Origin of the sequence: Synechococcus sp. CS-1332, assembly GCF_025127995.1 — a bacterium.
Taxonomy (GTDB): Bacteria; Cyanobacteriota; Cyanobacteriia; order PCC-6307; family Cyanobiaceae; genus Cyanobium.
In genome coordinates this window covers 20,743-45,432 of sequence record NZ_JAHLYP010000049.1, presented here as the reverse complement: position 1 = coordinate 45,432, position 24,690 = coordinate 20,743, and the positions used below count along the sequence as shown (strand labels likewise).

Below are 24,690 nucleotides of genomic sequence, written 5' to 3'. Positions count from 1 at the left end.
GTCAGCGGCTCAGGAGTCTGCGGATTCTGCGCCACACTTTCCGGCCCCAGGTCAGCTGGACCCACAGCAGGTAGAGGGGGAAAGACTGGCGGATCAGTGGGGTTTCGGCTTTTCGGTAATCCTTGTAGAGCCGCCGATGGGCATCTGGGTCTTTGCTCTCAGCAAAGATGCTGTAATTGATCCCAATCTCTTCGCTGTTGCTGAGCCGACGGTGCGGATGGGAATCCAGGATCTGATCAATGCTGCTCGTGTACACCACAGGGCCAGTGGTGCAGATGACCGCTTCCCATGGATTAGCGAAGGAGAAGGGATTAAAGGAATCGATGTTCTTTATCACGTTGGCTATCACCGCCGCAAGAAAGGGATGCCCTGGTGACGCGATGATGTACCACTGCTGGTATTCACCTCCGGCAATGCCATTGAGTCGCCAATGGGTCCCCCAGCCGGCATATTGACTGTCTAGCGAGTGATCCCATTGGCTCAGCAGAAACGAATCATCGTCGCGTAGAACGCCGGAGAGGGGCAACGTAAGCCTGGCCTTGATGTCCAGATAAACGCCACCATAGTGATAGAGGCAAAGATAGCGAAAAAGATCTGCCCGGGCGGCACCGAAACTGGGATCAATTCGGAGATACCTGGCCAGGATTGCTTTTCCGAAGGTCTCCTCGATGAAGCTTTTGCAGTCGCGATCTTCATAGAAGCGATACTCAAAGTCGGGATTGAGCGCTTCTATCGCAAGGCAATTTTTCTCCAAGACGGGCTGCAGACGACTCCTTTCGCTGAACGTCTGGTGGATGATCCTGGGAACGCCTCGGGAAGCCACTGGATGGGACTTGAGGGAAGCGGTGGAGAGCAGCCAAGGGATGGCCTGGTTGGTTTCACTCCGTTCCTGCATCGTTCAACGTCGCGGCACAACGGGAGCACTTGGAAACCCTAAGGGCTTTGCCAGGGATTGATACAGAATGTGCAGGCTTCAGCCGCGGGAGAAGCGGGTGAAGGTGGCGGGGGAGAAGAGATGACCCTCGGAGAGGGCAAGGGCCACCACGGCATCGGCATCAGCCGCCGCATCCACCCGTGCCTTGAGGCCGGGGTCGGCGGCCACCTTGGCGAGAAAGGCGTTGAGCTGAGATTTAGACATGGGACGATCTATTGGGTTACTCCGTTCTACTCCCTTCCAGGGCGGATCCCTTGATCCCGCCTCGCATCTTGAGCAAGCCATGGCCTGGTTCATCAAGACCGAATCCTTTCTTCTCCCCTACGACCAGATGATCCCGCACCTGCAGGAGCACCGGCGTTGGGTGGAGCGGCTCCGCCGGGAAGGGCGCAGGATCAGCAGCGGCTACCTGGTGGATGGCCATGGGCAGCCCGGTGGCGGCGGCCTGCTGGTGCTTGAGGCCTTGGACCATGAAGCCGCCAAGTCACTGGTGCTTCAGGATCCGATGATCGTCAGCGGCAGCGTTGACTGGACCTTGCAGGGGTGGGTTCCGGCCATGGGGGATCTGGGGGTGGGCTGATGACCGATCGAGGCCTCCTGCTGATCTCAAGGATCGGCGTCGGCCCTCCCTGCACCGGCAATCGAAGCCGCTCGGCTGCTTTGCTTGACGATCAGCGTTCTAGGGGATGAGAAATCCACCTCGCTGGTGTTGACCTTTCCACAGAGGAAAAGGAGCAGACCAGCAGAGTCGTTGACCAATGGATCCACGTCTTCGTCTGGCGAGCTGGTGTCCAGCACTCTTTGGTGTCCCTGGACGGACGTCGCATTGCTGTTGCTCGGGTCCGTTCCCGTTGCCGCCCGGCGGGAGGGCAGCGTGGCAGTTCACTCAGTAATCGCCCCTTGCATGAATGGTTTCTTTCAGTCTGGCTTGCCCAGGCGCGTCGCATCCAGAGAGCAGCTGATTACAGGCGTATGCCTATGCCTGATGTCTTTGGTTTAGCCTTTTATGCGGCCTTTGGCTCAAGGTGTCTGAAGATTCTTGATTGTCGCGACGTATTCGCGGATCGCACCATGTTGCTACGTGATTCCAAGCTAGTACCAGGCGACTTCTGGATTTCTCCGAGTCAGGATGATGAGCGCCGAGGATTGAGGCGATCAGACGTGATCCTTTGAATCCAGGATCGTGGAAGCGATGGCCTATGGCAGGGCGATCGTCTGCCCCCCGGCTGGTGTGGAGGGAATGCCAGTTTCTCCAGTAGTTTCCGTGGCCGCCAGAACCTTCGATTTCGCGCCTGAGATGATCCGGTATCTCCGGAATCCTCAGGCAGCCGGTGCCGCCGCCTCGCAGCACCTTGATGCGATGTGCTGCGAAGCAAGGCGGGTCCTGCTCGAGGTCCTGAACACCCCGCCGCCGGTGCGTTAACGCGCTGGAAGGGCCTTCCGGTAGGCCATGGCAATCGTCTCGGCCATGCTCCCCCAGGTCAGAGACTGCCCAAGTGTCGTGTTGTGGGCCCGCATCAGGGCCAGATTCCGCGTCTCGATCATCGCAAGGGCTTCTGGGAGATTGCCTGGTGCGAAAAACTCGGCGCCGGCGTCGCCAGGAAGGTCATACACCTTTGCAGCGTCTGGAAGCACCATGGGTATGCCAAAGGTGAGACCAAGGGAGACAACCCCCGATGTCAGTGTTGCGCTGTAAGGTGCCACCAGCACATCGGAGATGGCAAAGAGAGCGGACACATCTAGGTTGGAAACATAGCCGGAGCGAACCAGGACGCGAGGGTCCCGGGCCGAAGCCTGATCGAGCCACTGGATGGAAACACCTGGGATGGCGGCACCTGCGATCAGCAGCCTGTAGCGGGGTCCCGGACGCCGACTGAAGGCCTCGACCAAGGACTCCAGGCCCTTATAGCTGCGAATGGTGCCAAAGAAAAGAAACGTGAAGTGGTCGCTCCTGATGCCGGTCTCAAGTGCCATTGATTCTGTTCTGGAGCTGTCTGGCGGGTAGTCATCCGGGTAGCCGGCGTGAGCAGCGACAACCGCTTTGTGCCGAAGCCGGATGGTGTACTCCTCTTGGGCACGTGTGACCGCAGACTGGCTGTGAAAATGAATTCCATCGGCCAACCTGGCGACCAGGCGCCGCATTTCCATCTCTCTTGAGGGGTTCGGACATTCATGGCTGATCAGGTTATGGACGGTCCAGAACAACTTGCCTCCACGTAGCCTGAAGATGGTGAGGTCGATTGTGACCAGTACGTACCAGATGAGGAATCGGATTCCGGACTGGGCATACACTGCCTTGTCAGTCAGGCCGTTGAGCCAGTGAAGATGAACGATGACATTATTTTCGTACAACCTTTGCTGTCGACAGAAGGCTCCCAGAAGTGGCGGATGGTCCTTGACGACAACATTGAACCCCTGGCTGGATAGCGCCTCGGCCAACCTGGTCTGGTAGGGGTTGAAGAGTCGCTTGTCCGGCAGGAAAACGACTGTTGGTCGATGATCTCCGTCCGCCTCAGCAGAATCTGGCATGACCGGCGACTCGGGAAGACTTCATCTACGGCAAGGATACACGCCTTAGCCTGAATTGTTGTCACAGTAAATTCCTGGAGACTTGCGTCTCAGGACGTCTTCGCTGGTCCTGGCCTTCGTATCGCCGTTTGTTTCAGCGTCGGTAGCACAGGTCGGATGCTGACCTCTGGGGTCGTCTATGATGATTTAGCCATGATCAACTCGTCCTGACGTGACTGATTCAGCGAGGACGACTTCCCGGTTTCGACGCCTCTTTGTGGTGGGCTCCGAAGAGCCCTATCATCGGGAACTCTTCGCTGCATTGGAGCAGATTTGGGAGGTGCAGCACCTCACCCCACGGCTCAGTTTGCGGGGATGGTTGCCTGAGTTTGGCCACCGCCGCGGCCTCAACTGCGTCATCCCCCGCGGCGCCTTCTCCCGTCATCGCTGGCTGGTCAGGTTGCTTGCCCCCCTGGTGGAACGGCGTTTGCTGCGCACCTACGGCCAAGCCGATGCGCTGATCATCACCGATCCCTACTTCTGGCCCTATGCCATTCACTTCCGCAGTCTGGCTTCCGTCATCGCCTATCACGTCTTTGATGACTATGCGGCTTATCCCTATGTCCGGCTTGATCAGGAGAAACTTCTTGCCCGCCATGCCGATCTCATCTTCACGGTGTCGCGTGGGCTCGCCGAGGTGCTCCGCGATCGGTACGGACTGGAGGAATCCCGCTTTCACATCATTCCCAACGGCATCCCCGAGGCCTGGCTACCTCCCGAGCTCCCTCCCCACCCCGCCCCGCCACCGGAGCTGTTGCCGGCGGATTTCCGGCCCCTGATCGGCATCATCGGCGTGATCGGCACACGCATCGACCTACAGCCGATCGTGCAGGCCCATGATGGCCTGCCCGAGCTTCGCTGGCTATTCGTGGGGCCTGTCCGCTGCCAGGTTCCCGGGCTCGCCCACCTCCAGAGAAGCCCTCGCTGCCGCTTCGTCGGCGCCCAGCCCTACGAGAGCCTGCAGGCCTACTTCGCCTCCGTCGACGCGGCCGTACTACCCCTCACGGACGACGACATCAACCCCTGCAGCAGCCCGGTCCGGTTCTTCTCCCAGCTACCCACCGGTCAGCCCATCCTGTACACCGGCACCTGCGATCAGATCGCCGAAACCCCTCACCTTGCCTATCACTGCGCCGACGGTCAGGCCCTCATGGCCACCCTCGAACGCCTGGCCGCCGCCAACTTCAGGGACGGCCGGGCAGACGTGCGTCATCGGTTCGCGACGGGATGCACCTGGGAAAAGCGGGCCGCGGCGATGGCCGATGACCTGACCATGGCCCTAGAGAGCGGGAGACCGGCTCCCGTCCTTCGTTAGGGGGCTGGGGGCCGGAGGGCTTCCAGCAGGTCCCGCAACCTCGGCTCCAGCTGGGCGAAGGCCCTGCCCCGGTGACCAATCCGCCCCTTGAGTCCCTGATCCATCTCGGCGTAGCTCAGGCCTTCGGTGGGCACGAAGAACACCGGGTCGTAGCCGAAGCCGCCGCTGCCCCGCGGAGTCTCCAGGATCTCCCCCTCGCAGCGGCCCTCCACCTCCAGCCGGATCGCTCCGGTGGGATCGGCCACCGCCAGGGCAGCCACGAAGGCCGCCCGGCGATCCGATGGCAGAGCCTGCCCGTGGCGCTGACGATCACTCTCTCCTAGTTCCTTCAGCAGCCGGGCGATCCGGGCCGCGTCGCTGTCGGCATAGCGGGCCGAATGCACCCCGGGGGCGCCGCCCAGGGCCGCCACCGCCAGCCCCGAGTCGTCGGCCAGGGCCCACTGGCCCGTGACGCTGGCCACCGCTTCGGCCTTCAGCCGAGCATTGGCGGCGAAACTGGTGCCCGTTTCCTCCACCTCAAGGCCGTCGGGCTGGGGCCGCACCGCCAGAGGGAGAGAGGCCAACAGGTGGGCGAATTCCCTGATCTTGCCGGCGTTGCCGCTGGCGATGACCAGCACGGTGGGGTCCACCCTTGGCTCCAATGGGGGCTCCAGTGGGTCTGCCATCAGATCGCCTCCGCCAGCTGCCGTGCCCAGGCCAGTACCGCCTGCACCCGCTCGGCATCGGGGGCTTCGCAATAGAGGCGCAGCAAGGGCTCGGTACCGGAGAAGCGCAGCATCAGCCAGTGGCTGGGGCCCATCCGCAGCTTGACGCCGTCGGTGCGGTTCACCTCCACCACGGCGGCACCGGCCACCTCCTGGGGCGGATCCTGGGCCAGGAGCGCCTCCAGCCGGCCGCGGCTGGCCATGTCCGGCAGGCGCAGATCAAGGCGGTCGTAGACGCTGGCGCCACCGCAGCGCTCCTGCAGGGCAGCCAGCCGGGCACCGAGGGGCAGCCCCCCTTCCACCAGGGCTTCGATCAGCAGCAGGGCGGCGAACAGGGCATCCCGCTCCGGCAGGTGGATGCCGAAGCCCACCCCGCCCGATTCCTCTCCCCCCACCAGCACCTCGCTGCTCAGCATCTCGGCGGCGATGTACTTGAACCCGACGGGCATCTCGATCACCTCCCGGCCCAGGTCCGCGGCCACCAGGGCCATCAGATCGGAGCCACTCACGGTCTTGACCACGCGGCCGCCCAGTCGGCGGGCCCTGGCCAGGTGGTCGATCAGCAGTGGCATCAGCAGCTGGGTGCTGCAGAACCGGCCCTGTTCATCCACCGCGGCGATGCGGTCGCCGTCGCCATCGAAGACGATGCCCACCGCCGGCCGGCCGGCCGCCGTGGCCTGGCGCACTTCGGCGATCAGCTGCCCCAGGTAGGGCGCCAGCGGTTCGGGCGGGTGGCCGCCGAACAGGGGATCCCGCTCGCCGCGGATCTCCCGGATCACACCGGCGGCGGCGCCCGCCTCCCCCAGCAGGGCCGGCAGCCCCCCAGCGGCCGAGCCATGCATCGGATCCACGATCACCTGCAGGCCGATGCCGGCCAGGCCCGTCACCAGGGCAGGGACATCGATTTTGGCGCCGAGTCCGGCCAGGTAGGTGCCCATGGCATCGAAGCGCTCGGTGTCGCCGGGGATCGGCACGCTCAGGCCCCCTGCCTCGAGGCGCCGCTCCACCCGGGCGGTGAAGTCGCCTTCCACCGAGCCCCCGAAGGGACCCTTGATCTTGAGCCCCAGCCATTCCGGCGGGTTGTGGCTGGCGGTGATCACCAGGGCCCCCAGGGCCTTTCGTTCCACCACCGCCCAGCTGCAGGCCGGCGTGGGCACGGGGCTGGCGGCCAGCAGGGGCACCAGATCCGCCCCCCGCACGGCGGCGGCGATGGCTTCGGCCAGCTCCGGCGCCAGGAAGCGTCGGTCGTAGCCGATCACGACCTCCCGGCTCTCCAGGTCCGCCGGGGCGCTGGCGGCCAGCTCCCGGGCGGCGGCAGCGGCCACCGGCAGCAGGCGCTCCATGGTGATGTCCACCCCGAGGATGCCGCGCCAGCCATCGGTGCCGAAGTGGATCGGTCCGGCCTCGAGGGGCAGGGGGGCGGAGGCCATGGCGCGGCGCGGACGCGGGGTAGGGGCACGCCGGTCGTAGCAGGCTGGCGCCACCTGATGGCTGCAGGGGGTGCCGGCCTGATGGCAGGCCACCGGCCCCCCTAGCCTGCAGCCCATGCCCCAGCCCCCGGACGCCCCCGTCCTCACCGACCGCCTGCTGCGCAGCTGGGTGCGCTGCCGGCGGCGGGCCTGGCTCGACCTCCATGGACCATCCCAGGAGCGGTCGTGGAGTGCCCATCGCGCCCTGGCCCTCGACGACCAGCTGCGCAGTTTCCAGAGCCTGTTACCCCAGCGCCCCGGCCACGGGGAAGAGGCCTGCCGGGCCGGGGCGCCCGGTGTGGTGGGTCTGAGGCTGGTGGGCACCGGCCCCCGTGGCCTGCGGCTGGAAGCCCATCCGAGCCTGCTGGAGCGGGTCGAGGAGCCCAGCCGCTGGGGCGCCCACAGCTACCGGCCGGTGCTGGCCCGCCAGGGCCGGCGTCTCACCCGGGAACACCGGGTACTGCTCGCCCTCTGGGGGCGGTTGCTGGCGGAGCATCAGCAGGCCCCCGTGCCCCATGGGTTGGTGGTGGCAGGGGGCGATCGGGGACTGGAGCGGGAGCGGCTGGCCCTCGGGGGCTCCCTGCAGCGTCAACTCGACGAGAGCCTGGAGCGCCTGGCCCTCGAGCTGGAGCGCAGCGAGCCGCCGCCGCTGGTCAGCGATCGCAAGAAATGCACCCTGTGCAGCTGGCGCGGGGCCTGTGATCGGGTCGCGGCCTCCGAGGGACACCTGAGCGAGGTGAGTGGCATCGGCGGCAAGCGCCGCGAGCTCCTGCTGGAGCTGGGTATCGCCAGCCTCGACCAGCTGGCGGCGACCGATCCGGATCGGCTGGCCGAGGACCTGGCCGCGCACGGGGAGCAGCACCGGGAGGTGGCACCCAAGCTGGTGGCCCAGGCCAGGGTGCAGCAGGAGGGCGTTCCCCGGCGCAGCGACGAGGGGACCTGTCCAGCCCTGCCCGAGCTGGCGGCGGCCCCCGGGGTGTTGCTTTATGACATCGAATCCGACCCCGATGCCCGCGATGACTTCCTGCACGGGCTGGTGCGGCTGGAGCGCGGGGCGGATGGACGCTGGCCCGAGGCTCCAGCTCCGGGCGAGATCCTGGGCCGTTACCACCCTTTGCTAGCCCTGCAGGAGCACGGCGAGGCCCGTCTCTGGGGGCGCCTGAGCACCCTGCTGGCGCGCTATCCCGACTGGCCCGTTCTCCACTACGGCGAGACCGAATCGGTGTCCCTGCTGCGCCTGGCCGAGCGCCAGGGAGCCAGCGAGGCGGAGCGGCAGCGCCTGCGGACACGGCTGGTGGATGTGCATCAGCGGCTGCGGCGCCACTGGTTGCTGCCGGTGAACAGCTACGGGCTGAAGGCCGTGGCGGGCTGGCTGGGCTTCTCGTGGAGCCAGAAGGGGGTCGACGGCGCCCGCTGCCTGCTCTGGTGGCGCCAGTGGCGGGAGGGCTCCGGCGGGCCGCGGCGTCCGAGCCGGGCGGCCCTGGTCCGCAAGCTGCAACGCATCTTCCGCTACAACCAGGACGACAGCCTGGCCACCTGGGCGGTGGTGCGCTGGCTGCTGGATCAGGACGCCTTAACGCCCTCTACAGCGCCCTTTGCAGCGCCCCCCCCAGTGCCCCCAGCCCCGACCGGCGGCGGTTGAAACGCCGCTGGAACCGAGAGCTGCAGGCTGGCACCGGGCGCGGCCCCGGCCTGCAGCAGCGGCTCCTCCAGGCAGGCTCGGCGTACCAGGGCCAGGCCGATCCACCCTTCGCCATCAGGCAGTTCGAGGCTGGAGCTGATCAGCCCGGCGCGGCCCCCCTGGGGGTCGTGCAGCGGCGTGCCCGGGGCGACGGCCTCGGCGCTGACGCCGGTGGCCTGCCAGCGCCGCAGCTGCCGTTTCACCCCGTCGTAGGTGGCGAGCTTGGCGAGGGTCTCCTGGCCCACGTAGCAGCCCTTGGTCAGGCTCACCCGTGCGGCCAGCCCCAGTTCAAACGGATTGGTGTCCTCGTTGATCTCCCCCGGTGCCGCCGGCAGGCCCTGCTGGAGCCGCCAGCGTTCCGCTTCCTGCGGCTCCAGGGGGCGACGCTCGTCCAACCAGGCAGGCAATGGCGCGTCCGCCGGCAGCAGCAGGGCGTCCCCCAGCTGCCAGCCCGGTGAGCCTTCTGACGCCGCCCAGGTCCCGGAGGGTGTGGCGGCGAGACCCGCCGATCCCAGTGGCTGATGCAGCGTGGCCGCTGTCACCGGCCCCAGCCGCACCTTGTCGGCGGGAAACAGCACCCGGTCGAGGGCGAGGCGTACCGCCTCGGGATCCCCGTCGATGATCACCAGCCAGGCCCCGTCGGCGTCCACCAGCACTTCCGCCACCGCCCGCATCCGGGCCGTGGGACTGATGCAACAGGTGCCGAGCCACTGGCCGGGGCGGGCCCCCTCGAGCGCCTGGCTGGTCTGGCCGTGCAGCACCCGCAGGGTGTCGGGACCGTCGAGCCGCAGCAGCCCCACCGGCCGGGACCAGCGGCTCAGGGCCGGAGGCGTCCAGTGCCAGGGATCGGCCGCGGCGGACATCTTGGCGGTGGGGGAGGTCATGGCGTCGCTTGGGGCGGGGTTCAGCCTGCCGCGCCATCCAGACCGGCGGCCGTAGCGGCCACCTCCTCGAGCAGGAAAAGGCTGCGCAGGTCGAGGCCGGCTTCCGCCATCGCCTCGGCCCCGCCCTCCTGGCGGTCAACGATCGCCACGACCCGGTTCACCGCGTAACCCGCCTCCTGCAACTGGGTCACGGCCTTCAGGGCCGAACCGCCGGTCGTCACCACGTCCTCCAGGACGGTGATCCGGCCGCCGGAGGGAGGCAGGGGTCCTTCGAGCCAGGCGCCGGTGCCATGGCCCTTGGCCTCCTTGCGCACGATCAGGGCATCGAGATCCCTGCCCGAGAGGGCGGCCTGGAGGGCCACGGCGCTGACCAGGGGATCGGCCCCCAGAGTCAGGCCCGCCACTGCGGCGGCCTCGGCCTCCACCTGCTCCAGCATCAGGCGGCCCAGCAGGGCCAGGCCGATGCCGCTCAGGCTCACCGGCTTGCAGTTGACGTAGTGCACGCTGCGGCGGCCCGACGCCAGGGTGAAATCGCCCAGCCGGTAGGCCCGCTCCGCCAGCAGGGCGAGCAGGGCGGAGCGCTGTTGGCTAGGGCTGGAGAGCAGGGAGACCATCGGTGGTGACGGAGCTTGTAAAGGGGCGTGTCGATGGGGCGCGTTGTCGAAGCGGCGGCTGCGACGGAAGATGGATGGTGAAGAGCGTCAGAGGTCGCTAACCTGCGGACAAATTGCCCCGGAGCTGGGGCCGCGCGACCCCATGACAGCACCGATCCTGGCAGTGCCCGCTTTCCTTGCCGCACCCTTGTCGGCCCTGGTGCCGTTCGCGGCGGTTTCCCTGCTAGCTCCTGCCGTCGCCGGGCCGGTGCTCTGCACCACCACCCTTGAAGCGCCTATGCCCGCCTCGGCCGGCACGGGGCCGGTGGAGGTCACCCGTTGCGGCGTGACCCGTTCGGCCCCCGAGGTGATGGAGCAGCGCTACTACAGCTTCTCGGCGCCCTTTGCCCAGGGCGTCAACCTTCTGCATCAGATCACCGATCCCCTCGGCCTCTCGATCCCGGGTCGGGATGGGGGCAAGATCGTCGCCTTCGGTTTCTCTGACCAGAACATCATCTGGGATGGCACCGCCGTCGAGAACACCGCCTCGGTGATGCTCACCAATCAGAGCGGCCTGATGCCCCTGCGCACCTCCGACATCACCAACGGCTTCAGTAGCAGCCTCGGTGCCGGCGCCGGACCCACCTACATCAACCCGCCGGCCAGCACCACCTGGACCCCGCCGATCCGTGGTCTCTGGTAAGTCGTCTCGGCAGCCATCCGGACGGCATCGGGGGGGTCTAGCAATCTGGTGAATGCAGCGAACTCATAATTCGCCTTAGCCGGGTTCGATCCCCGGGACCCCCATCCCCCTCACTCTCCCCACATCCGGAGCAGGTTGGTGTAGCTGCGGGTGAGGAGGTCGAAGATTTCATCCTTTCCCTGGAACTGGAACAGGGCGCGGCGGGCGGTGTCGAGCTCGAACAGGAGTTCGCGCCTGTCGCTGCGGCGGACCCGGCTCTGGATCCAGCCCACGGCCACCAGCCGTTCGCCCCAGGTCACCGGCTCCACCCGATGCAACAGGGAACTCGGATACACCAGGGCGTGGCCGGCCGGCAGCCTGACGTGGCTTTCGCCGCCCGGGTCCTCCAGCACCAGATCGCCGCCCCGGTAGTGGTCGGGCGCGCTGAGGAACAGGGTGAAGGAAAGATCGGAGCGGCCCCCGGCCATGTAGGCGTTGTCGACGTGGCGGCCATAGCCCTCGCCGATGCCGCAGCGGCTGAAGCGGAGGTTGTGCAGCTGCACCGGCAGGGCCGCCGCCTGCAGCAGGGGATGGGCCAGCAGCTGGCCGCTGAGGGCGGAGGCGAGGCTCTGGTGCAGGGCGGAGCTGGGGTCCAACTGGCGGTTGCGCTTCACGCCCCGGGCGTGCCACCCCGCTGTTTCGGCTCCGTCCCGCCAGGGTGCGGCGTCCTCCAGAAGGGCCAGGCGCAGTTCCTCCACCTGGCCGTCGCTCAGCAGCGGTTCGAGACGGAAGTGCATCCTCCTGGCTGATCAGTCGTGTGCCACCGTCGCATCGAATCAGTTGCCGGGGCGGAGCTGCGGCACAATCGCGTCCATTGCTGTTCTGCCATAGCCCGCTCGAGCGTTGCCCTGTTCCTGGTCACCACCGGCTTGATCACGGCCACCATGGGCTGTGGCCAGGCCCCCGAGCCCAAGGATCCAGAGGGCGGCGAGAACGGCGTGAGTGCGCCTGCCCCGGACAAGCCGGCTGCCGAGGCCCCAGATGGAGGCCGCAAGGACGAAGATGGCGAGGGCGGCGAGGGCGGCGAAGGCTGAGCCTGGCGGTGGGGCCTAACCTGCTTCTAATTCAGCCCATCGATGCGCTTCCTGGTCCTGGCGATCCTGTTGGCTCTGCTGGCCTTCTTCGCTGCCGGGGAGCTTGCGTTGATTCGCCTGCGGCCCAGCCGGGTCCAGCAGCTCGAGGAGGCCGGGGAGCCCGGGGCCCGTTCCGTGGCCCGGCTGCAGCACCGGCTGCGCAGCGTGCTCGTGGCGACCCAGCTGGGCCTGGTGCTGGCGCTGCTGGCCATGGGCTGGCTGGCCCGCGGCCTGGCGGAGCAGGTCGCCCGCTGGATGGTCTGGCGCGAACAGGCCTGGATCGATGCCGGTGTCTTCCTGGCGCTGGCGCTGCTGGCCACCCTGCTGGGCGGTCTGGTGCCCAAGGCCTGGGTGCTCCATCGTCCGGAAGTCTCGGCCCTGCGGCTGGCGCCGCTGCTCGAGTCGCTTACCCGCACCCTGGCACCGTTGCTGCTGCTGATCGAGCGCTTCAGCGGGGGCTTGCTCAGGCTGCTCGGGCTGCCGCGCAACTGGGATGAGCTGGTGCCGGTGCTCTCGGCCGGTGAGCTGGAGACGCTGATCGAGAGCGGTAGCGTGACCGGCCTGATGCCGGATGAGCGCAGCATCCTGGAGGGGGTCTTTTCCTTGCGGGACACGCTGGTCCGTGAGGTGATGATGCCGCGCTCCGGCATGGTCACCCTGCCGGTGGAGGTGACCTTCGCCGAGATGATGGAGTCGGTGCACGCCAGCCAGCACGCCCGCTTCCCGGTGATCGGCAGCTCCCTCGATGATGTGCGCGGCATGCTCGACCTCAGGCGGCTGGCCGAGCCCATCGCCCGGGGCCTGCTGCGCCCCGAGACCCCGCTGGCTCCCTGGATCCTGCCGGTGGCCCAGGTGCAGGAAAGTGCCTCGCTGGCCGACCTCCTGCCCCTGATCCGCAGTGGACAGCCCCTGCTGGTGGTGGTCGACGAGCACGGCGGCACCGAAGGGCTGGTCACCGTGTCTGACCTCACCGGTGAAATTGTGGGCGAGGACGACAACCCCCTCGAGACCGCCCAGGATCTGCTGCAACTCGTCGACGGCACCTGGTCGGCGGCGGGCGATCTGGAGATCGTCGAACTCAACCGCCAGCTGGGCCTGCAGCTGCCAGAAGCGGAAGGCCATCACACCCTGGCCGGCTTCGTACTCGAGCGTCTGCAGCACATCCCCTCCCCGGGGGAAGGCCTCAGCTGGCACGGCGTCCGCATCGACGTGCTCACCATGGACGGACCCCGCATCGAGCGGGTCCAGATCACCCTCGCCAGCATGGAAGGAACCTGATCATCGATAATGCGCCCACCTGCTCAGCCCCTGCCATGAACCCAGTGCGCGTGGGTGTCATCGGCATCGGCAACATGGGCTGGCACCACGCGCGGGTGCTCAGCCTGCTGCGGGATGCCGAACTGGTGGGCGTCGCCGACCCCGACGAGACCCGAGGCCGTCTGGCGGTCGAGCAGTTCGACTGTCGCTGGTTCCCCACCTACGAGGACCTGTTGGGCGAGGTGGAAGCGGTTTGTATCGCCGTTCCCACCCTGTTGCACCACCGCGTCGGCATGGCCTGCCTGCAGGCGGGGTTGCATGTGCTGATCGAGAAGCCGATCGCCGCCACCCAGGAGGAGGCGGCCGACCTGATCCGCGCCGCCGAAACCGCCGGTCGGCTGCTGCAGGTGGGCCACATCGAGCGCTTCAATCCCGCCTTCCGGGAGCTGCTGCGGGTGGTGGCCAACGAGGAGGTGGTGGTGCTGGAAGCTCGGCGCCACAGCCCCAACGCCGACCGGGCCAACGATGTGTCGGTGGTGCTCGACCTGATGATCCACGACATCGATCTGGTGCTTGAACTGGCCGCCTCCCCCGTGGTGCGACTGGCCGCGGCCGGTGGCCGCAGCTCAGATGGCCCGATCGATTACGTCAATGCCACCCTCGGCTTCGCCAACGGCGTGGTGGCCAGCCTCACGGCCAGCAAGATGGCCCACCGCAAGATCCGCAGCCTCAGCGCCCACTGCCGCAGCAGCCTGATGGAGACGGATTTCCTCAACCGCAATCTGCGCATCCACAGGCGCTCCCATGAGTCGGTGAGCGCCGACCACGGGGAGCTTCTGTACCGCAACGATGGCTTCATCGAGGAGGTGAGCACCACCTCCATCGAACCCCTCTATGCCGAGCTGGAGCACTTCCTGCAGTGCGTGCGGGGGCGGGAAACCCCTGCCGTCGATGGCCTTCAGGCCTCCCGGGCGCTGCAGCTGGCCGACCTGATCGAGCAGTGTGTTGAGCAGCCCAACCTCTGCATGGCCCTGGAGGCCCCGATCTAGGTCACCTGTCGCCGGTTTGTCCGGTCCAGGGGGACCACCTCCCGGTCGGTCAGCTCCTGCAGAGCCAGCAGTTGCCAGCGGCGGCAGTCGGCTGTGGAGGAGCGATAGAAGAGATCCCAGGCCTCCGCCTTGTGGGGGCCGTACTGGTCGCTGGGCACCTCGGGATGGCACTGCTGCCAGCCCACCCGCACGGCGTGGCCAATCACCACGTCGAGGGCGAGGTCGTCGTCGAACTGCACCTGGGGGTTGGCGGCCATGAAGGCCATCAGGGTGAGCAGGGTTTCGATGCACAGCCGGCGGTATTCCGGGGCTTCGATCTTGCTCAGGAGGTGCTCCACCAACATGGCGAAGTTCTTTTCGCCGGGCGTTTTCTCGCGCAGCAGGGGGGCGCTCTCCAGCCGGTTGCGTCGCTCCAGCTTGTCGCCGATCACCAGGCCCCGGCAGTGGTGGAGCAGGTCCCAGATGCCCGGGTAGAAGTCCTTCGGCACCCGCTGCAGCGCCCCCAGCCGCATGCGGTGTTGCAGCCAGCTGCCGTCCTTCGGCAGCTCGGCCAGGGGATCGGGCACCTCCCAGCGCACCCGGCCGCGCAGGTGCAGCTGCTCCTTGCGCTGCAGGGAGGCCCGGGCGTGTTCCACGTCGGCCAGCACGGCCTGGAGCCGGCGGCGGATGGCGTGGGGGGGCAGGCTGCAAAGACTTTCGAAGGCTTCGCTGGGGCTGAGGTTGGCCTCGGCCGCCAGTTCACCGGTGAGCAACAGCAGGAACTGGCCCAGCTGCAGGGTCAGGCTGCCGCTGAGCAGGTTCACGTTGGAGCGGGCCAGGGCATCGATGGCCAGTAGCAGCTCCTGCTGGAGCATCCATTCGCGGCCGTCCTCGCCGCTGAAGCGGCGCACCATCGCCGCGATGGCCAGGCTGCCCTCCGGCTGGCTGAGCAGGGAGTCGTGGGTGTAGTTGCGGCCCACCACCACCTGCTTCTGGCGCAGTAGCAGATCGGTGAGGGCATCCTCGAGCTGGGGGTGCACCAGGCCCATGGCGCCGGCGGCGCGGCGCACCACACTCCAGTCGGCATCGGCCAGGCCGCGGCGGTAAACCTCCTCCAGCAACACCATCAGCCGCACCCCAGGACCGCTGCGGGGCCCCTGCAGGCGAGCATTGGGACCCAGCCGCCGGCTGAGCAGTTCCAGCACCTCCGCCTGTTCCTCCAGGGAGCGGCTGCTCCAGAGCCGGTCGACCAGATGGGCCAGCGGGACATCCTCCAGCTCCTGCTCCTGGCGGGCGGTGAGCGGTTGGTGGCTGGCGCTGGCCGGCAGCAAGGTGTGGCCGTCGGGCACCAGGTCGCAGGCGGCCAGGGCCTGGGGCGGCAGGTCGATCAGAGTGGCCTGCGGCACCAGCTCCTCCAGGGAGACCAGGCGTACGGGCACCGAGCCCAGCTGGCCCTGCAGCAGATCACGGCCCAGGTCCAGGAAGGCGTCGGGGTCCCTGCGGAAGGGACCGGCGTGGACCGGCACGAGCAGCAGGGGGGCTCCCTCGCCCCGCCAATGCCGTTGCAGCACCCGCACCTCGGTGGCCACCGTGTCCACCAGCACCTGGGCATCGTCGGCCAGGTAGAAGGTGTCCTCCTCCAGCACCGCCGGCAGGAAGCCGATCAGTTCGCCGTTGTGGCGGTAGAGCCTGGCGGTCGCCTGGGTCTCCATCCGCACGGGTGGATGGCCGGAGAGCCCCAGCCGCCCATTGGCGCCCACCGTCGCCAGGCGCCGGGCCAGCTCACGGGAACTGGCCACCCGCAGGGGGGGCGTCTCGCTCGCCGGCAGCGTCTTCACCGGCAGACCGGCGTCCGCCAGGGCCGCGGCGACGCTGGCATCGGCGGGAGCCAGGGCCACCAGCACCTCCTGGGCCCCCGGCGGGTTGGGGTGGCGACGGCCACAGGGATCGAGGTCGTCGGCGGTGATCAGGCCGTGCAACAGCAGATCCGACAACCAGGTGAGGCTCTGGGTCCAGAGCAACGGGACGTTCTCGTTGGCCACCCGGATCTGGCTGCCGGGCTGGCGCCGCTCGGCCTCGATCAGCCGCTCTGGCACCAGATAGAGCTCCGGCAGCAGGGCCTCCCCGTCGACCTGAACGCTCAGCGCCTCCAACTGCTGGCGCCACTGGCGGGCTTCGTCCCAGCGGCCCTCGCAGCAGGCCGTGATCAGCTCGTAGGCCAGGAACAGGGGCCACTCGCATTCGATGTGCTCGAACTGGGCCAGCTCCTCCCGCTCGTAGTGGTGCCGGCTCACGTCCTCCAAAACGGTCTGGTGGCCGTCACGGCGGAAGCGTTTGTACCCGTACGACCCCGCCAGTTCGCTGCGGATCTTTTCCCGGGTGCGCGCGACGAGGGCCGGATCCTCGACGGCCCAGGCCGGGTAGCCGATCACCGAGAGGCAGGCGCTGTCAGCCTCCTTGCTGGCTGACTCCCTGGGCAGCAGGCCCCGCAGGGCACGCCGCAGCCGCACGATGGCGTCGTGCGGAATGGTCAGGCAGCTGCTGCCGTCGCCATGGGGCCCGTAAAGATCCAGCCCGATGAGGGATTCGAGGGCGGCCTTGACCATGCCGATCGAGCTGGCGTTGCGCTCCGGCTGACCGTGGTTGCCCTTGTCGCCCCGTTCCCAGATGCCGTAGTCGGCCACCCGGTAGGCGCGTGCCACGTAGTAGACGAGGTTCTGGAGGAAATCGCGCTCGTGGCTGGTCTGAACGATCACCAGCCCCGAGCGGGTCAGCTGGGCCAGCTGCAGCAGAAACAGTGCCGTGGCATCGAGCTGCAGATGGCCCCAGCCGTCGTCGGCCACCACCGGATCGCCGGTGGCCGTGTCGAACTTGGCGTGGATGGCGTCGAGCCGCTCAAGGCTCGTCTTGAAGCGCTCCACCTTCGCCGACTGGCGCATCATCGAGCGCATCAGACCTCGCATCAGCTGCAGGACCCGCTGCTCCAGTTCGAAGGAGCGGCGGCAGGGTCCCTGCAGCCGCCGGTGGGCCAGGGCCAGCCCCCAGACGCACTGGATCGAATAGACGCAGTCCCGCACCCAGGCGTCGCCGTAGTTGCCGTGAACGGTGCTGGCGGTGCTGGCGGGAAGCAGACCCGTGATCGGATGCTGCCGGCGCAGGACCACGTGCTCGATCTGGCGGTCCAGCCGGTCGAGCAGTTGGCGGGCCTCCTCCCCCCCCATGTCGCCAGTGCTCGCCGTGGTGATCATGGTCGCGTCAGGACGGGGCGTGCCGGAGGGTGCTGTTGTGAAGCCAGGCCATAGATTCTCCCCGCCGTCGTCCCCTCCCATGGCAGCCCTCGCGACCAAGCCGGTCCGTGCCCGCGTCCTGGGCATTCCCGTGAATGTAAGCAACGACGTTTTCGGCGATGCCGTCGCCCTGCACGGGGCTGGTGGCGGCCAGATCGTCACCCTCAATGCGGAGATGACCATGGCGGCCCGGGCGGACCCTGCCCTGGGGGCGGCCATCGAGGCGGCCCGGATGGTCATCCCCGATGGCGCCGGTGTGGTCTGGGCCCTGGGTCTTCAGTCCCATCGCGTCCGCCGCAGCCCGGGAATCGAGCTGGCCCGCCGCTTGCTGGAGCATGCGGCGGCCGCGGGCTGGCGGGTGGCCCTGGTGGGGGCGAGTCCGGCGGTGATGGACCAGCTGCGGGAGCGCCTGGCCCAAGACCTGCCGGGACTGGATCTGGTCTTCAGCGTCCACGGCTACCAGTCCGCAGACACCTGGACTGGCCTCCAGCAACAGCTGCTTCAGTGCCGCCCTGATCTGGTGCTGGTGGCCCTGGGCGTGCCCCGCCAGGAAACCTGGATTCAGGAGCTTCCTGCACCCCGCACCGGCCTCTGGATGGGGGTGGGGGGGAGCTTTGACGTCTGGGCCGGTGTCAAGAAGCGGGCCCCCGGCTGGATGGGGGCCCTGCAGGTCGAGTGGCTCTATCGGCTGATCAAGGAACCCAGCCGCTGGCGGCGCATGCTTTCGCTGCCGGCTTTTGCCTGGGCGGTGCTGTGCGAACGACGCTGATCAGCGGAAACCGACCGAGGCCTGCCAGACAAAGGCCAGCAGCAGGAAGAACAGGGGGATGATCGGCAGGATGTCGACCAGGGGGCCGAAGGCCTGGTAGGCCTCGGGCAGCTGGGCGAGGGTGTGGGGCGAGGAGCCGGCCAGCAGGGAGAGAGCCATGCCTGGAGGAAAACCATTGCAAGGACCGGAACCTACCACGTGTGGGCGGCCGGGGAGTCGGGCTCCCAGGGAGCGAAATCCTCTGCAAAACATCCCTCGCTGATCGCCCGCGCCATGGCGGTCGTGAAGCGCAGCAGGGTGGTGAGATTGTGCAGGCTCAAGAGGGTGCGGCCCAGCAGCTCCTCGCTGCGGAACAGGTGGTGCAGGTAGCTGCGGCTGTGCTGACGGCAGGCCAGGCAGCGACAGCTGGGATCGAGGGCGCCGTGGTCGTGACGGAAGCGGGCGTTGCGCAGGTTCCAGCGCTCACCGCCCACCAGGGCGGTGCCGTGCCGGCCCAGCCGGGTCGGCAGCACGCAGTCGAACAGGTCGAAGCCATTGGCGACCGCGATCGCCATCTCCCGCAGGCTGCCCACCCCCATCAGATAGTGGGGCCGCTGCTCCGGCAGCAGGGGACCCACCTGCCGGACCACCAGGTGCATCTCCTCGACGGGTTCCCCGACGCTGACGCCGCCCACGGCAATGCCGGGCAGGTCCATCGCCGCCACCACCCGGGCTGAGGCCTCACGCAGATGGGGGAAGCAGCCCCCCTGCACGATCCCGAACAGGGCCTGGTCGCCGCCGGTGTGGCTGGCGACGCAGCGCTCCAGCCAGCGATGGGTGCGACGGCAGGCCTCGGCCACCGCCGCTTCACTGGCGGGATAGGGCGGGCACTGGTCGAAGGCCATGGCCACGTCGGCGCCCAGGGCCCGCTGGATCGCCATGGAGCGCTCGGGGGTCAGGTCGATCCGGGAGCCGTCCCTGGGGGAGCGGAACACCACCCCGTCGTCGTCGATCCGGTTGATGGCGTCGAGGCTGAACACCTGGAAGCCGCCCGAATCGGTCAGCAGGGGGCCCTCCCAGCCCATGAAGCGATGCAGCCCACCGGCGTCCTCCACCACGGACTCCCCCGGCTGCAGATGCAGGTGGAAGGTGTTGGCCAGGACCATCTGTGCCCCGGTCTCCTGCAGCTGGGGCGTGGTGACGCCCTTGACCGTGGCGGCGGTGCCCACCGGCATGAACCGGGGCGTCTGCACGGTTCCGTGGGGGGTGGTGAAGCAGCCGCAGCGGGCCCGGGTCCGCGGGCAGCGGGCGGTGATCGTGAAGTCGAAGGCGATGGCGCCGAACCTGCTCTGCTGCGACGCTACGCGGGGTTCCTGCCGCCACCTCCCCGCCGCTCCCCGCCCCGTGCCCCCATGCCTCGCCTGAGCGCTCCACCGTGGCTGCGGGATCTGGCCGGAGCCTGGATCTTCTATTCGGTGCTGCCGGCCTGGTCGGCGCCGGCGCCCCGCTTCGAGCGGATCGCCCGCTTCGCGCCCTGGATCGGTGCCGCTCTCGGCGCCCTGCAGGCCCTGCTGTGGTGGGGGCTGCAGGGACGGGTGCCCCTGGTGGCCCAGGTGGCCCTGGTGCTGGCGCTGGGCCTCTGGCTCAGCGGTGGCCTGCACATGGATGGCGTGATGGACAGCGCCGATGGCCTGGCCGCCGGGGATCGCTGCCTGGAGGCGATGGCCGACAGCCGGGTGGGAGCGAGCGGGGTGCAAGCCCTGGTGCTGGTGCTGCTGCTGCGGACCGCGGCCCTGGCCCTGCTGGGGGCGGCGGCGCCGATGGCCCTGGTCTGGGCGGCGGTCTGCGGGCGGGTGGCGCCCCTGCCCGCCATGGCCTGGTTCCCCTACCTGCGGCCCGGTGGCAGCGCCGCCTTCCATCGCGCCCACGGCGCCGCCCTGGCGGTGGAACTGCGGCCCACGCTGCTGTTGTTGCCACTGCTGCTGCTGCTGCCCTGGCCCGGCCTGGCGCCCTGGCCCGTGCTGGCCGGCCTGGTGGCCCTGGTGCCGGCCCTGTTCGTTCCGGTGGCCCTGGGCCGCCGCCTGGGCGGCCACAGCGGCGACACCTATGGGGCCTGCGTGGAGTGGAGCGAATCCCTCGGCCTGCTGCTCATCGCCGCGGCGCTGCGGCTGGCGGCCGCGGCAGGCTGAGCTGGAAGGCGTTGCCCTGCACGGGCAGCGTCTCGGCCAGCGCCCGCGGCGGCACCACGAGCTCCAGCTCGCCGCCCAGGCTGCGGGCCAGATCCCGCCCCAGGGCCAGCCCCAGTCCGGTGCCGGGCAGGTCCTGGCCCCGCGTTCCCCGCACCCCCCGCCCGAAGATCGCCTCCCGCTCCGCCGCGGCGATGGGCGGCCCGCCATCCCACACCGTGAGGTGGAGCAGGGCGTCGTCGCTGGCCGTGTGCAGGCCCACGCCGGCGCCATGGGGGCTGTAGCGGAAGGCGTTCTCCAGCAGGTTGGCCAGAATTTCCGCCACCGCCCCGCTGTCACCGCTCCAGTCGGGCAGGGCCTCGGGTCCGTGCCAGTCCCGGCCCTGCAGGGTGGCGGTGGCGGCTGCCCGTTGCAGCAGTGGTTCAAGCAGCCCGGCCAGGGGCTGGCCCTCCGGCCCGCTCAGCAGCGGCGGCAGCAGCAGCGGCTGAGGGGAGGCGCTGCCGGCGAGCAGGCCTTCGGGGTGGACCAGTTCGCTGATGGCATCGACATAGCGGTTGATCTGGCGCTCCTCGGCCAGCAGGCCCCGCACCAGGGAGCTGTCGCTGTGATCCGGGCCAAGGCGCCGCAGCAGCAGCTGGCCGAAGGTGCGCAGGGCGGTGAGGGGGTTGCGCAACTGGTGGAGCAGCAGACCCAGCTGTTCCTCCCGCTCGGTGAGCCGCTGGCGCAGTTCCCCGCCCTCCAGATCCAGCCGCAGCGCTTCGGTGAGGGCCAGGGCCACGGCCTGGAGCCGCTGGGCGAGGGGCTCGGGCCAGGGGTTGCGCGAGGCCTCCACCTGCAGGGCACCAAGCAGGCGCTGGCCATCGCGCAGGGGCAGCCAGCGCCGCTGCTCGGCGGGCACCCGCAGACGGCTGACCGTGTCCACCGGAGGCAGGGCTCGCTCGTCCGGGGGCCAGTGGCCGACCGGTAGCAGGCTGGGCTGGCCCGTTTCGCCCTGCTGGGTGACGTAGACCACCAAGGACCGGACCTCCGGGCAGTCGATGAATTGACCTAGCTGGAAGCCCACCAGGGCCAGAAACCGCTCTGAGACAGGCATCACGACCCGCGGACCGCGTCCGTGCCGGGAATTTTGAAAAGAGGCGTGTAGAAACGCAAAAATTGTTTTAAGCTGTCGGTAACGACCACTACCTCGCAGTCCTCGGACGGGCGGAAAGTTGCAGTCGTAACGGCCAGTGTTGCGCTTCGCTCGCATCCAAGGCTACAGCAGAGGTAGCTGCGTACCGCCTCTGTTCCGGTCACCACCCCTCCAGGGGTTCAGGCCGGCGTTACCGACGGTGATCCTCTCCGACCCGCTTCAGGTCGACAGTCGTGTGGACGTGGACCCGCCATCTCTCAAGGGTGGCAGGTCCGCCATGACGCTCGTCGTCGGCTCCTGCCGACGCTCGCTCGTCTGCAGCCCCCCCCCCAACTCCACCTTTCGGTCTCCCTTCGCCGGGATCCATTCCATGTCCAAGAAGCGCAAGCGGATCAGTCGCCGTCGTCTCGCGGGTCAGCGGGTCCTCGCCCATGTCCCCACGTTCAACCTCGAAACCGGCGCCCACAAACCGGTCACAGCGGCACGCCGCTACATCGCCGAAACGGAGCTGATGGCCCCGGCGATCCTCAACGTGCGTCGCAACGAGCACACCACCGACCGCTTCTTCTGGGGGGAGAAAGGTCTGTTCAGCGCCCAGTACGCCGAAGAGAACCACTTCCTGTTCCCGTCCCTGCGACTGATCGTCGACGGCATCGGCGAAGAGGTCCTGTTCGAAGGCCTCGAAGCCCTCGCCTCCGATGACTGGGAGGAAATGGAAGAGTACGAATACGCCTTCGTCTGATTCCGGGGGTTGGCAGGGGGGGTCAGCTTCCCCGCCAGCCAGCCAACAGGAAATCCCGCATGGTGGCGATCAGGTCGGGATCGATGCAATGGCCGCCTGGAAAGGCGATCCGGCGCACCGATCCCCCGGCGTCCGCCAGGGCACTCTCCAGCGCTTGACTCGCCGCGAAGGGCACCACCGGATCCTGCTCTCCATGGGTGAGCAGGATGTCTGTGCGGGGAGATTTGGGCTGCCAGTCGGGGTGGGGGTAGCCGCTGCAGGCGATCAGGCCCGACAGGGCGAGGGGGTCGCAGGCGTCGGCGCCGCAGCCGGTGGCCACGTCGATGGCCATGGCGGCCCCCTGGGAGAAGCCCAGCAGGCAGGTGTTCTCGAGGGGCACGCTGCCACCCAGCGCCAGCAGCCGTTGCCGCAGGTCGCGGCGGGCCTGGGGCAACTGGGGCCACTCGGGCTGATGCAGGTCGTACCACTGGCGACCCAATCCTCCCGGATGGGGCAGGGGCGCTCGCAGCGCCACCACGCTCAGGTTGAGGCTGGCGGGATCGGCGCCGATCAGTTCCGCCCCCAGTTCGAGCAGGTCATCGGCGTCGGCGCCCCAGCCGTGCAGCAGCACAAGCCGGTGCTCGGCCTGACGGGGACCCAGCCAGAGGGCGGTGCCGTCGTCTTCACTCAGCTGGGCTTCGGCGGAGGGATCCGTGGGCACGGTGGCGTTCGGCTGTTGCTGCGTAGGTTGGCTCCTCCCCCGCCCTTTCCGCCGTCATGGCTCCCACGGCCCTTCTGAGCGTGTCCGACAAGCGGGGCCTGGTGCCGCTGGCGGAGGGGTTGCTGGCCCAGGGCTATGCGCTGCTCTCCAGCGGCGGTACCGCTGCGGCCCTGGCGGCCGCCGACCTGCCGGTCACGACGGTGGCGGAGCACACCGGAGCCCCGGAGATCCTGGGCGGGCGGGTGAAGACCCTCCATCCCCGCATCCACGGCGGCATCCTGGCCCGCCGGGACGACCCTGCCCACCGAGCCGACCTGGACGCGCAGGGGATCGCCCCGATCGATGTGGTGGTGGTCAATCTCTATCCCTTCAAGGCCACCGTGGCGGATCCCGGCGTCAGCTGGGAGACCGCCATCGAGAACATCGACATCGGTGGACCGACCATGGTCCGCGCCGCCGCCAAGAACCACGCGGATGTGGCGGTGCTCACCGATCCCGACCAGTACCCCGGTTTCCTGGATGCCCTGGCGGCCGGCCAGGTCGATGGGGCCCTGCGGCGCCGGCTGGCCCTGGCCGCCTTCGCCCACACCGCCGCCTACGACGCCGCCATCACGGCCTGGATCGAGGGCCGCCTTGCCAGTGAGGCCGGCTCTGCCGGGGCCAGCGAGGAGGTTGCCGCCGGGTGGACCGAGCAGCCCCTGCGGCTGGAGCTGCCCCTGCGGCAGGTGCTCCGCTACGGCGAGAACCCTCACCAGAGCGCCCGCTGGTTCGGTGAGTCCAGCGTGGGCTGGGGGGCGGCCCGCCAGCTCCAGGGCAAGGAGCTCAGCTACAACAACCTGATCGACCTGGAAGCGGCTCTCACCACCGTGGCGGCCTTCGGGTACGGCCCCGGGGCGGAGCCGGCAGCGGTGGTGATCAAGCACACCAACCCCTGCGGCGTCGCCCTCGGCGCCGACACCGCTGACGCGCTGCTGCGGGCCCTGGATGCGGACCGGGTCTCGGCTTTCGGGGGCATCGTCGCCCTCAATGGCGGGGTGGACAGGGCCGCCGCCGATCACCTGGCGGGGCTGTTTCTGGAATGTGTCGTGGCGCCGTCCTTCTCGGAGGAGGCCCGCCAGCGGCTGGCGGCCAAAGCCAACTTGCGTCTGCTGGAGCTCGACCCCGTGGCCTTGGCGGAGGCCTCCGGGCGCCTGCAGCTGCGCAGCGTGCTCGGGGGCGTGCTGGCCCAGCAGGCGGACGATGGCCGCGCCGATCTCGACAGCTGGCAGGTGGTGAGCGACCGCCAGCCCAGCGAGGACGAGTGGCGCGATCTGCGCTTCGCCTGGCAGGTGGTGCGCCACGTGCGCTCCAACGCGATCCTGGTGGCCCAGGGCGGCCGCACCCTCGGCGTCGGGGCCGGCCAGATGAACCGGGTGGGCTCGGCCCGGTTGGCCCTGGAGGCCGCCGGCGACGCTGCCAGAGGCGCCGTCCTGGCCAGCGACGGCTTCTTCCCGTTCGATGACACCGTGCTGCTGGCGGCACGGCATGGCATCACCGCGGTGATTCAGCCCGGCGGCAGCAAGCGTGACCCGGATTCGATCGCCGCCTGCAAGGCCAACGGCATGGCGATGGTGATCACCGGTCGTCGTCATTTTCTGCACTGAGGCC

The 24,690-nt window shown here is 68.6% G+C and carries 24 protein-coding genes and 1 tRNA gene; 12 read left to right on the top strand and 13 right to left on the bottom strand.

The features are described from left to right. Position 1: 1 nt before the first annotated feature. Both KQ305_RS12125 and KQ305_RS12120 read right to left on the bottom strand, forming a co-directional pair. Positions 2-895: a glycosyltransferase family 32 protein gene (locus tag KQ305_RS12125; RefSeq protein ID WP_259725659.1), complete on the bottom strand. Its 894-nt coding sequence runs from the start codon at positions 893-895 to the stop codon at positions 2-4. 78 nt (positions 896-973) lie between these two features. Beyond that, entirely contained in the window at positions 974-1,138 is a 165-nt protein-coding gene (locus KQ305_RS12120) for a Nif11-like leader peptide family natural product precursor (protein WP_259725658.1), read from the bottom strand. A gap of 79 nt (positions 1,139-1,217) precedes the next feature. Here KQ305_RS12120 and KQ305_RS12115 point away from each other — a divergent pair, with 79 nt between their 5' ends. Next, positions 1,218-1,514 (top strand): YciI family protein, encoded by a 297-nt coding sequence (locus KQ305_RS12115; protein WP_259725657.1) that lies wholly within the window; start codon positions 1,218-1,220, stop codon positions 1,512-1,514. An 839-nt stretch (positions 1,515-2,353) separates the two neighbouring features. Here the strand turns inward: KQ305_RS12115 and KQ305_RS12110 are convergent. Continuing rightward, positions 2,354-3,463 (bottom strand): glycosyltransferase, encoded by a 1,110-nt coding sequence (locus KQ305_RS12110; protein ID WP_259725656.1) that lies wholly within the window; start codon positions 3,461-3,463, stop codon positions 2,354-2,356. 211 nt (positions 3,464-3,674) lie between these two features. Here KQ305_RS12110 and KQ305_RS12105 point away from each other — a divergent pair, with 211 nt between their 5' ends. Further along, positions 3,675-4,817: a glycosyltransferase gene (locus KQ305_RS12105; protein WP_311134352.1), complete on the top strand. Its 1,143-nt coding sequence runs from the start codon at positions 3,675-3,677 to the stop codon at positions 4,815-4,817. On the opposite strand, the gene rdgB is transcribed toward KQ305_RS12105, so the two are convergent. Together rdgB and KQ305_RS12095 are read right to left on the bottom strand one after the other, a co-directional pair. Beyond that, positions 4,814-5,482 (bottom strand): RdgB/HAM1 family non-canonical purine NTP pyrophosphatase, encoded by a 669-nt coding sequence (rdgB, locus tag KQ305_RS12100; RefSeq protein ID WP_259725655.1) that lies wholly within the window; start codon positions 5,480-5,482, stop codon positions 4,814-4,816. The genes KQ305_RS12105 and rdgB overlap by 4 nt on opposite strands. Beyond that, the gene (locus KQ305_RS12095) at positions 5,482-6,951 is read right to left on the bottom strand and encodes a phosphoglucomutase/phosphomannomutase family protein (protein WP_259725654.1); all 1,470 of its coding nucleotides are present in this window, start codon (positions 6,949-6,951) and stop codon (positions 5,482-5,484) included. Before KQ305_RS12095 ends, rdgB begins: the two co-directional genes overlap by 1 nt. Before the next feature lie 115 nt (positions 6,952-7,066). Here KQ305_RS12095 and KQ305_RS12090 point away from each other — a divergent pair, with 115 nt between their 5' ends. Continuing rightward, a complete protein-coding gene (locus KQ305_RS12090; protein WP_259725653.1) occupies positions 7,067-8,632 on the top strand; it encodes a TM0106 family RecB-like putative nuclease in 1,566 nt (521 codons plus the stop codon). On the opposite strand, the gene KQ305_RS12085 is transcribed toward KQ305_RS12090, so the two are convergent. Both KQ305_RS12085 and pyrE read right to left on the bottom strand, forming a co-directional pair. Continuing rightward, on the bottom strand, positions 8,554-9,555 hold the full coding sequence (locus KQ305_RS12085) for a folate-binding protein YgfZ (protein WP_259725652.1): 1,002 nt from the start codon (positions 9,553-9,555) through the stop codon (positions 8,554-8,556). The genes KQ305_RS12090 and KQ305_RS12085 overlap by 79 nt on opposite strands. A gap of 20 nt (positions 9,556-9,575) precedes the next feature. Beyond that, on the bottom strand, positions 9,576-10,169 hold the full coding sequence (gene pyrE / locus KQ305_RS12080) for an orotate phosphoribosyltransferase (protein WP_259725651.1): 594 nt from the start codon (positions 10,167-10,169) through the stop codon (positions 9,576-9,578). A gap of 142 nt (positions 10,170-10,311) precedes the next feature. Here pyrE and KQ305_RS12075 point away from each other — a divergent pair, with 142 nt between their 5' ends. Together KQ305_RS12075 and KQ305_RS12070 are read left to right on the top strand one after the other, a co-directional pair. Continuing rightward, complete coding sequence (locus tag KQ305_RS12075) at positions 10,312-10,851, top strand: Occludin/ELL family protein (protein ID WP_259725650.1); 540 nt, start codon at positions 10,312-10,314, stop codon at positions 10,849-10,851. A 31-nt stretch (positions 10,852-10,882) separates the two neighbouring features. Further along, a tRNA-Ile gene (locus KQ305_RS12070) sits at positions 10,883-10,955 on the top strand. A gap of 6 nt (positions 10,956-10,961) precedes the next feature. Here KQ305_RS12070 and KQ305_RS12065 read toward each other — a convergent pair. Further along, positions 10,962-11,627 (bottom strand): Fe2+-dependent dioxygenase, encoded by a 666-nt coding sequence (locus KQ305_RS12065; RefSeq protein ID WP_259725649.1) that lies wholly within the window; start codon positions 11,625-11,627, stop codon positions 10,962-10,964. Positions 11,628-11,759: 132 nt separating this feature from the next. On the opposite strand from KQ305_RS12065, the gene KQ305_RS12060 reads away from it, so the two are divergent. Genes KQ305_RS12060 through KQ305_RS12050 form a run of 3 tightly spaced genes read left to right on the top strand, consistent with a single transcriptional unit; the run spans position 11,760 to position 14,269 of the window. Next, on the top strand, positions 11,760-11,924 hold the full coding sequence (locus KQ305_RS12060; protein WP_259725648.1) for a hypothetical protein: 165 nt from the start codon (positions 11,760-11,762) through the stop codon (positions 11,922-11,924). Positions 11,925-11,966: 42 nt separating this feature from the next. Further along, entirely contained in the window at positions 11,967-13,241 is a 1,275-nt protein-coding gene (locus tag KQ305_RS12055; protein WP_259725647.1) for a hemolysin family protein, read from the top strand. Positions 13,242-13,276: 35 nt separating this feature from the next. Continuing rightward, the gene (locus KQ305_RS12050) at positions 13,277-14,269 is read left to right on the top strand and encodes a Gfo/Idh/MocA family protein (RefSeq protein ID WP_259725646.1); all 993 of its coding nucleotides are present in this window, start codon (positions 13,277-13,279) and stop codon (positions 14,267-14,269) included. Here the strand turns inward: KQ305_RS12050 and KQ305_RS12045 are convergent. Further along, positions 14,266-17,496 carry a glycoside hydrolase family 15 protein gene (locus tag KQ305_RS12045; protein WP_259725645.1) on the bottom strand — a complete coding sequence of 1,077 codons (3,231 nt, stop codon included), beginning with the start codon at positions 17,494-17,496 and terminating at the stop codon, positions 14,266-14,268. The two genes, KQ305_RS12050 and KQ305_RS12045, sit on opposite strands and share 4 nt — an antisense overlap. A 79-nt stretch (positions 17,497-17,575) precedes the next feature. Here KQ305_RS12045 and KQ305_RS12040 point away from each other — a divergent pair, with 79 nt between their 5' ends. After that, positions 17,576-18,304 carry a WecB/TagA/CpsF family glycosyltransferase gene (locus KQ305_RS12040; RefSeq protein WP_259725644.1) on the top strand — a complete coding sequence of 243 codons (729 nt, stop codon included), beginning with the start codon at positions 17,576-17,578 and terminating at the stop codon, positions 18,302-18,304. Here the strand turns inward: KQ305_RS12040 and KQ305_RS12035 are convergent, their stop codons facing one another. Together KQ305_RS12035 and tgt are read right to left on the bottom strand one after the other, a co-directional pair. Further along, complete coding sequence (locus tag KQ305_RS12035; RefSeq protein WP_259725643.1) at positions 18,305-18,463, bottom strand: photosystem II reaction center protein K; 159 nt, start codon at positions 18,461-18,463, stop codon at positions 18,305-18,307. It lies immediately after the preceding gene. Between the two features lie 32 nt (positions 18,464-18,495). After that, positions 18,496-19,617 carry a tRNA guanosine(34) transglycosylase Tgt gene (gene tgt / locus KQ305_RS12030; RefSeq protein WP_259725709.1) on the bottom strand — a complete coding sequence of 374 codons (1,122 nt, stop codon included), beginning with the start codon at positions 19,615-19,617 and terminating at the stop codon, positions 18,496-18,498. A 78-nt stretch (positions 19,618-19,695) separates the two neighbouring features. Here tgt and KQ305_RS12025 point away from each other — a divergent pair, with 78 nt between their 5' ends. Further along, a complete protein-coding gene (locus tag KQ305_RS12025) occupies positions 19,696-20,472 on the top strand; it encodes an adenosylcobinamide-GDP ribazoletransferase (protein ID WP_259725642.1) in 777 nt (258 codons plus the stop codon). On the opposite strand, the gene KQ305_RS12020 is transcribed toward KQ305_RS12025, so the two are convergent. Beyond that, complete coding sequence (locus tag KQ305_RS12020; RefSeq protein WP_259725641.1) at positions 20,432-21,562, bottom strand: HAMP domain-containing sensor histidine kinase; 1,131 nt, start codon at positions 21,560-21,562, stop codon at positions 20,432-20,434. The two genes, KQ305_RS12025 and KQ305_RS12020, sit on opposite strands and share 41 nt — an antisense overlap. 409 nt (positions 21,563-21,971) lie before the next feature. On the opposite strand from KQ305_RS12020, the gene KQ305_RS12015 reads away from it, so the two are divergent. After that, positions 21,972-22,343, top strand: a complete 372-nt coding sequence (locus KQ305_RS12015; RefSeq protein WP_259725640.1) for a DUF3155 domain-containing protein — start codon at positions 21,972-21,974, stop codon at positions 22,341-22,343. A 22-nt stretch (positions 22,344-22,365) separates the two neighbouring features. Here the strand turns inward: KQ305_RS12015 and KQ305_RS12010 are convergent, their stop codons facing one another. Continuing rightward, complete coding sequence (locus KQ305_RS12010) at positions 22,366-23,043, bottom strand: alpha/beta hydrolase (RefSeq protein WP_259725639.1); 678 nt, start codon at positions 23,041-23,043, stop codon at positions 22,366-22,368. Between the two features lie 56 nt (positions 23,044-23,099). Here KQ305_RS12010 and purH point away from each other — a divergent pair, with 56 nt between their 5' ends. After that, positions 23,100-24,686: a bifunctional phosphoribosylaminoimidazolecarboxamide formyltransferase/IMP cyclohydrolase gene (purH, locus tag KQ305_RS12005; RefSeq protein WP_259725638.1), complete on the top strand. Its 1,587-nt coding sequence runs from the start codon at positions 23,100-23,102 to the stop codon at positions 24,684-24,686. Positions 24,687-24,690: the final 4 nt, after the last annotated feature.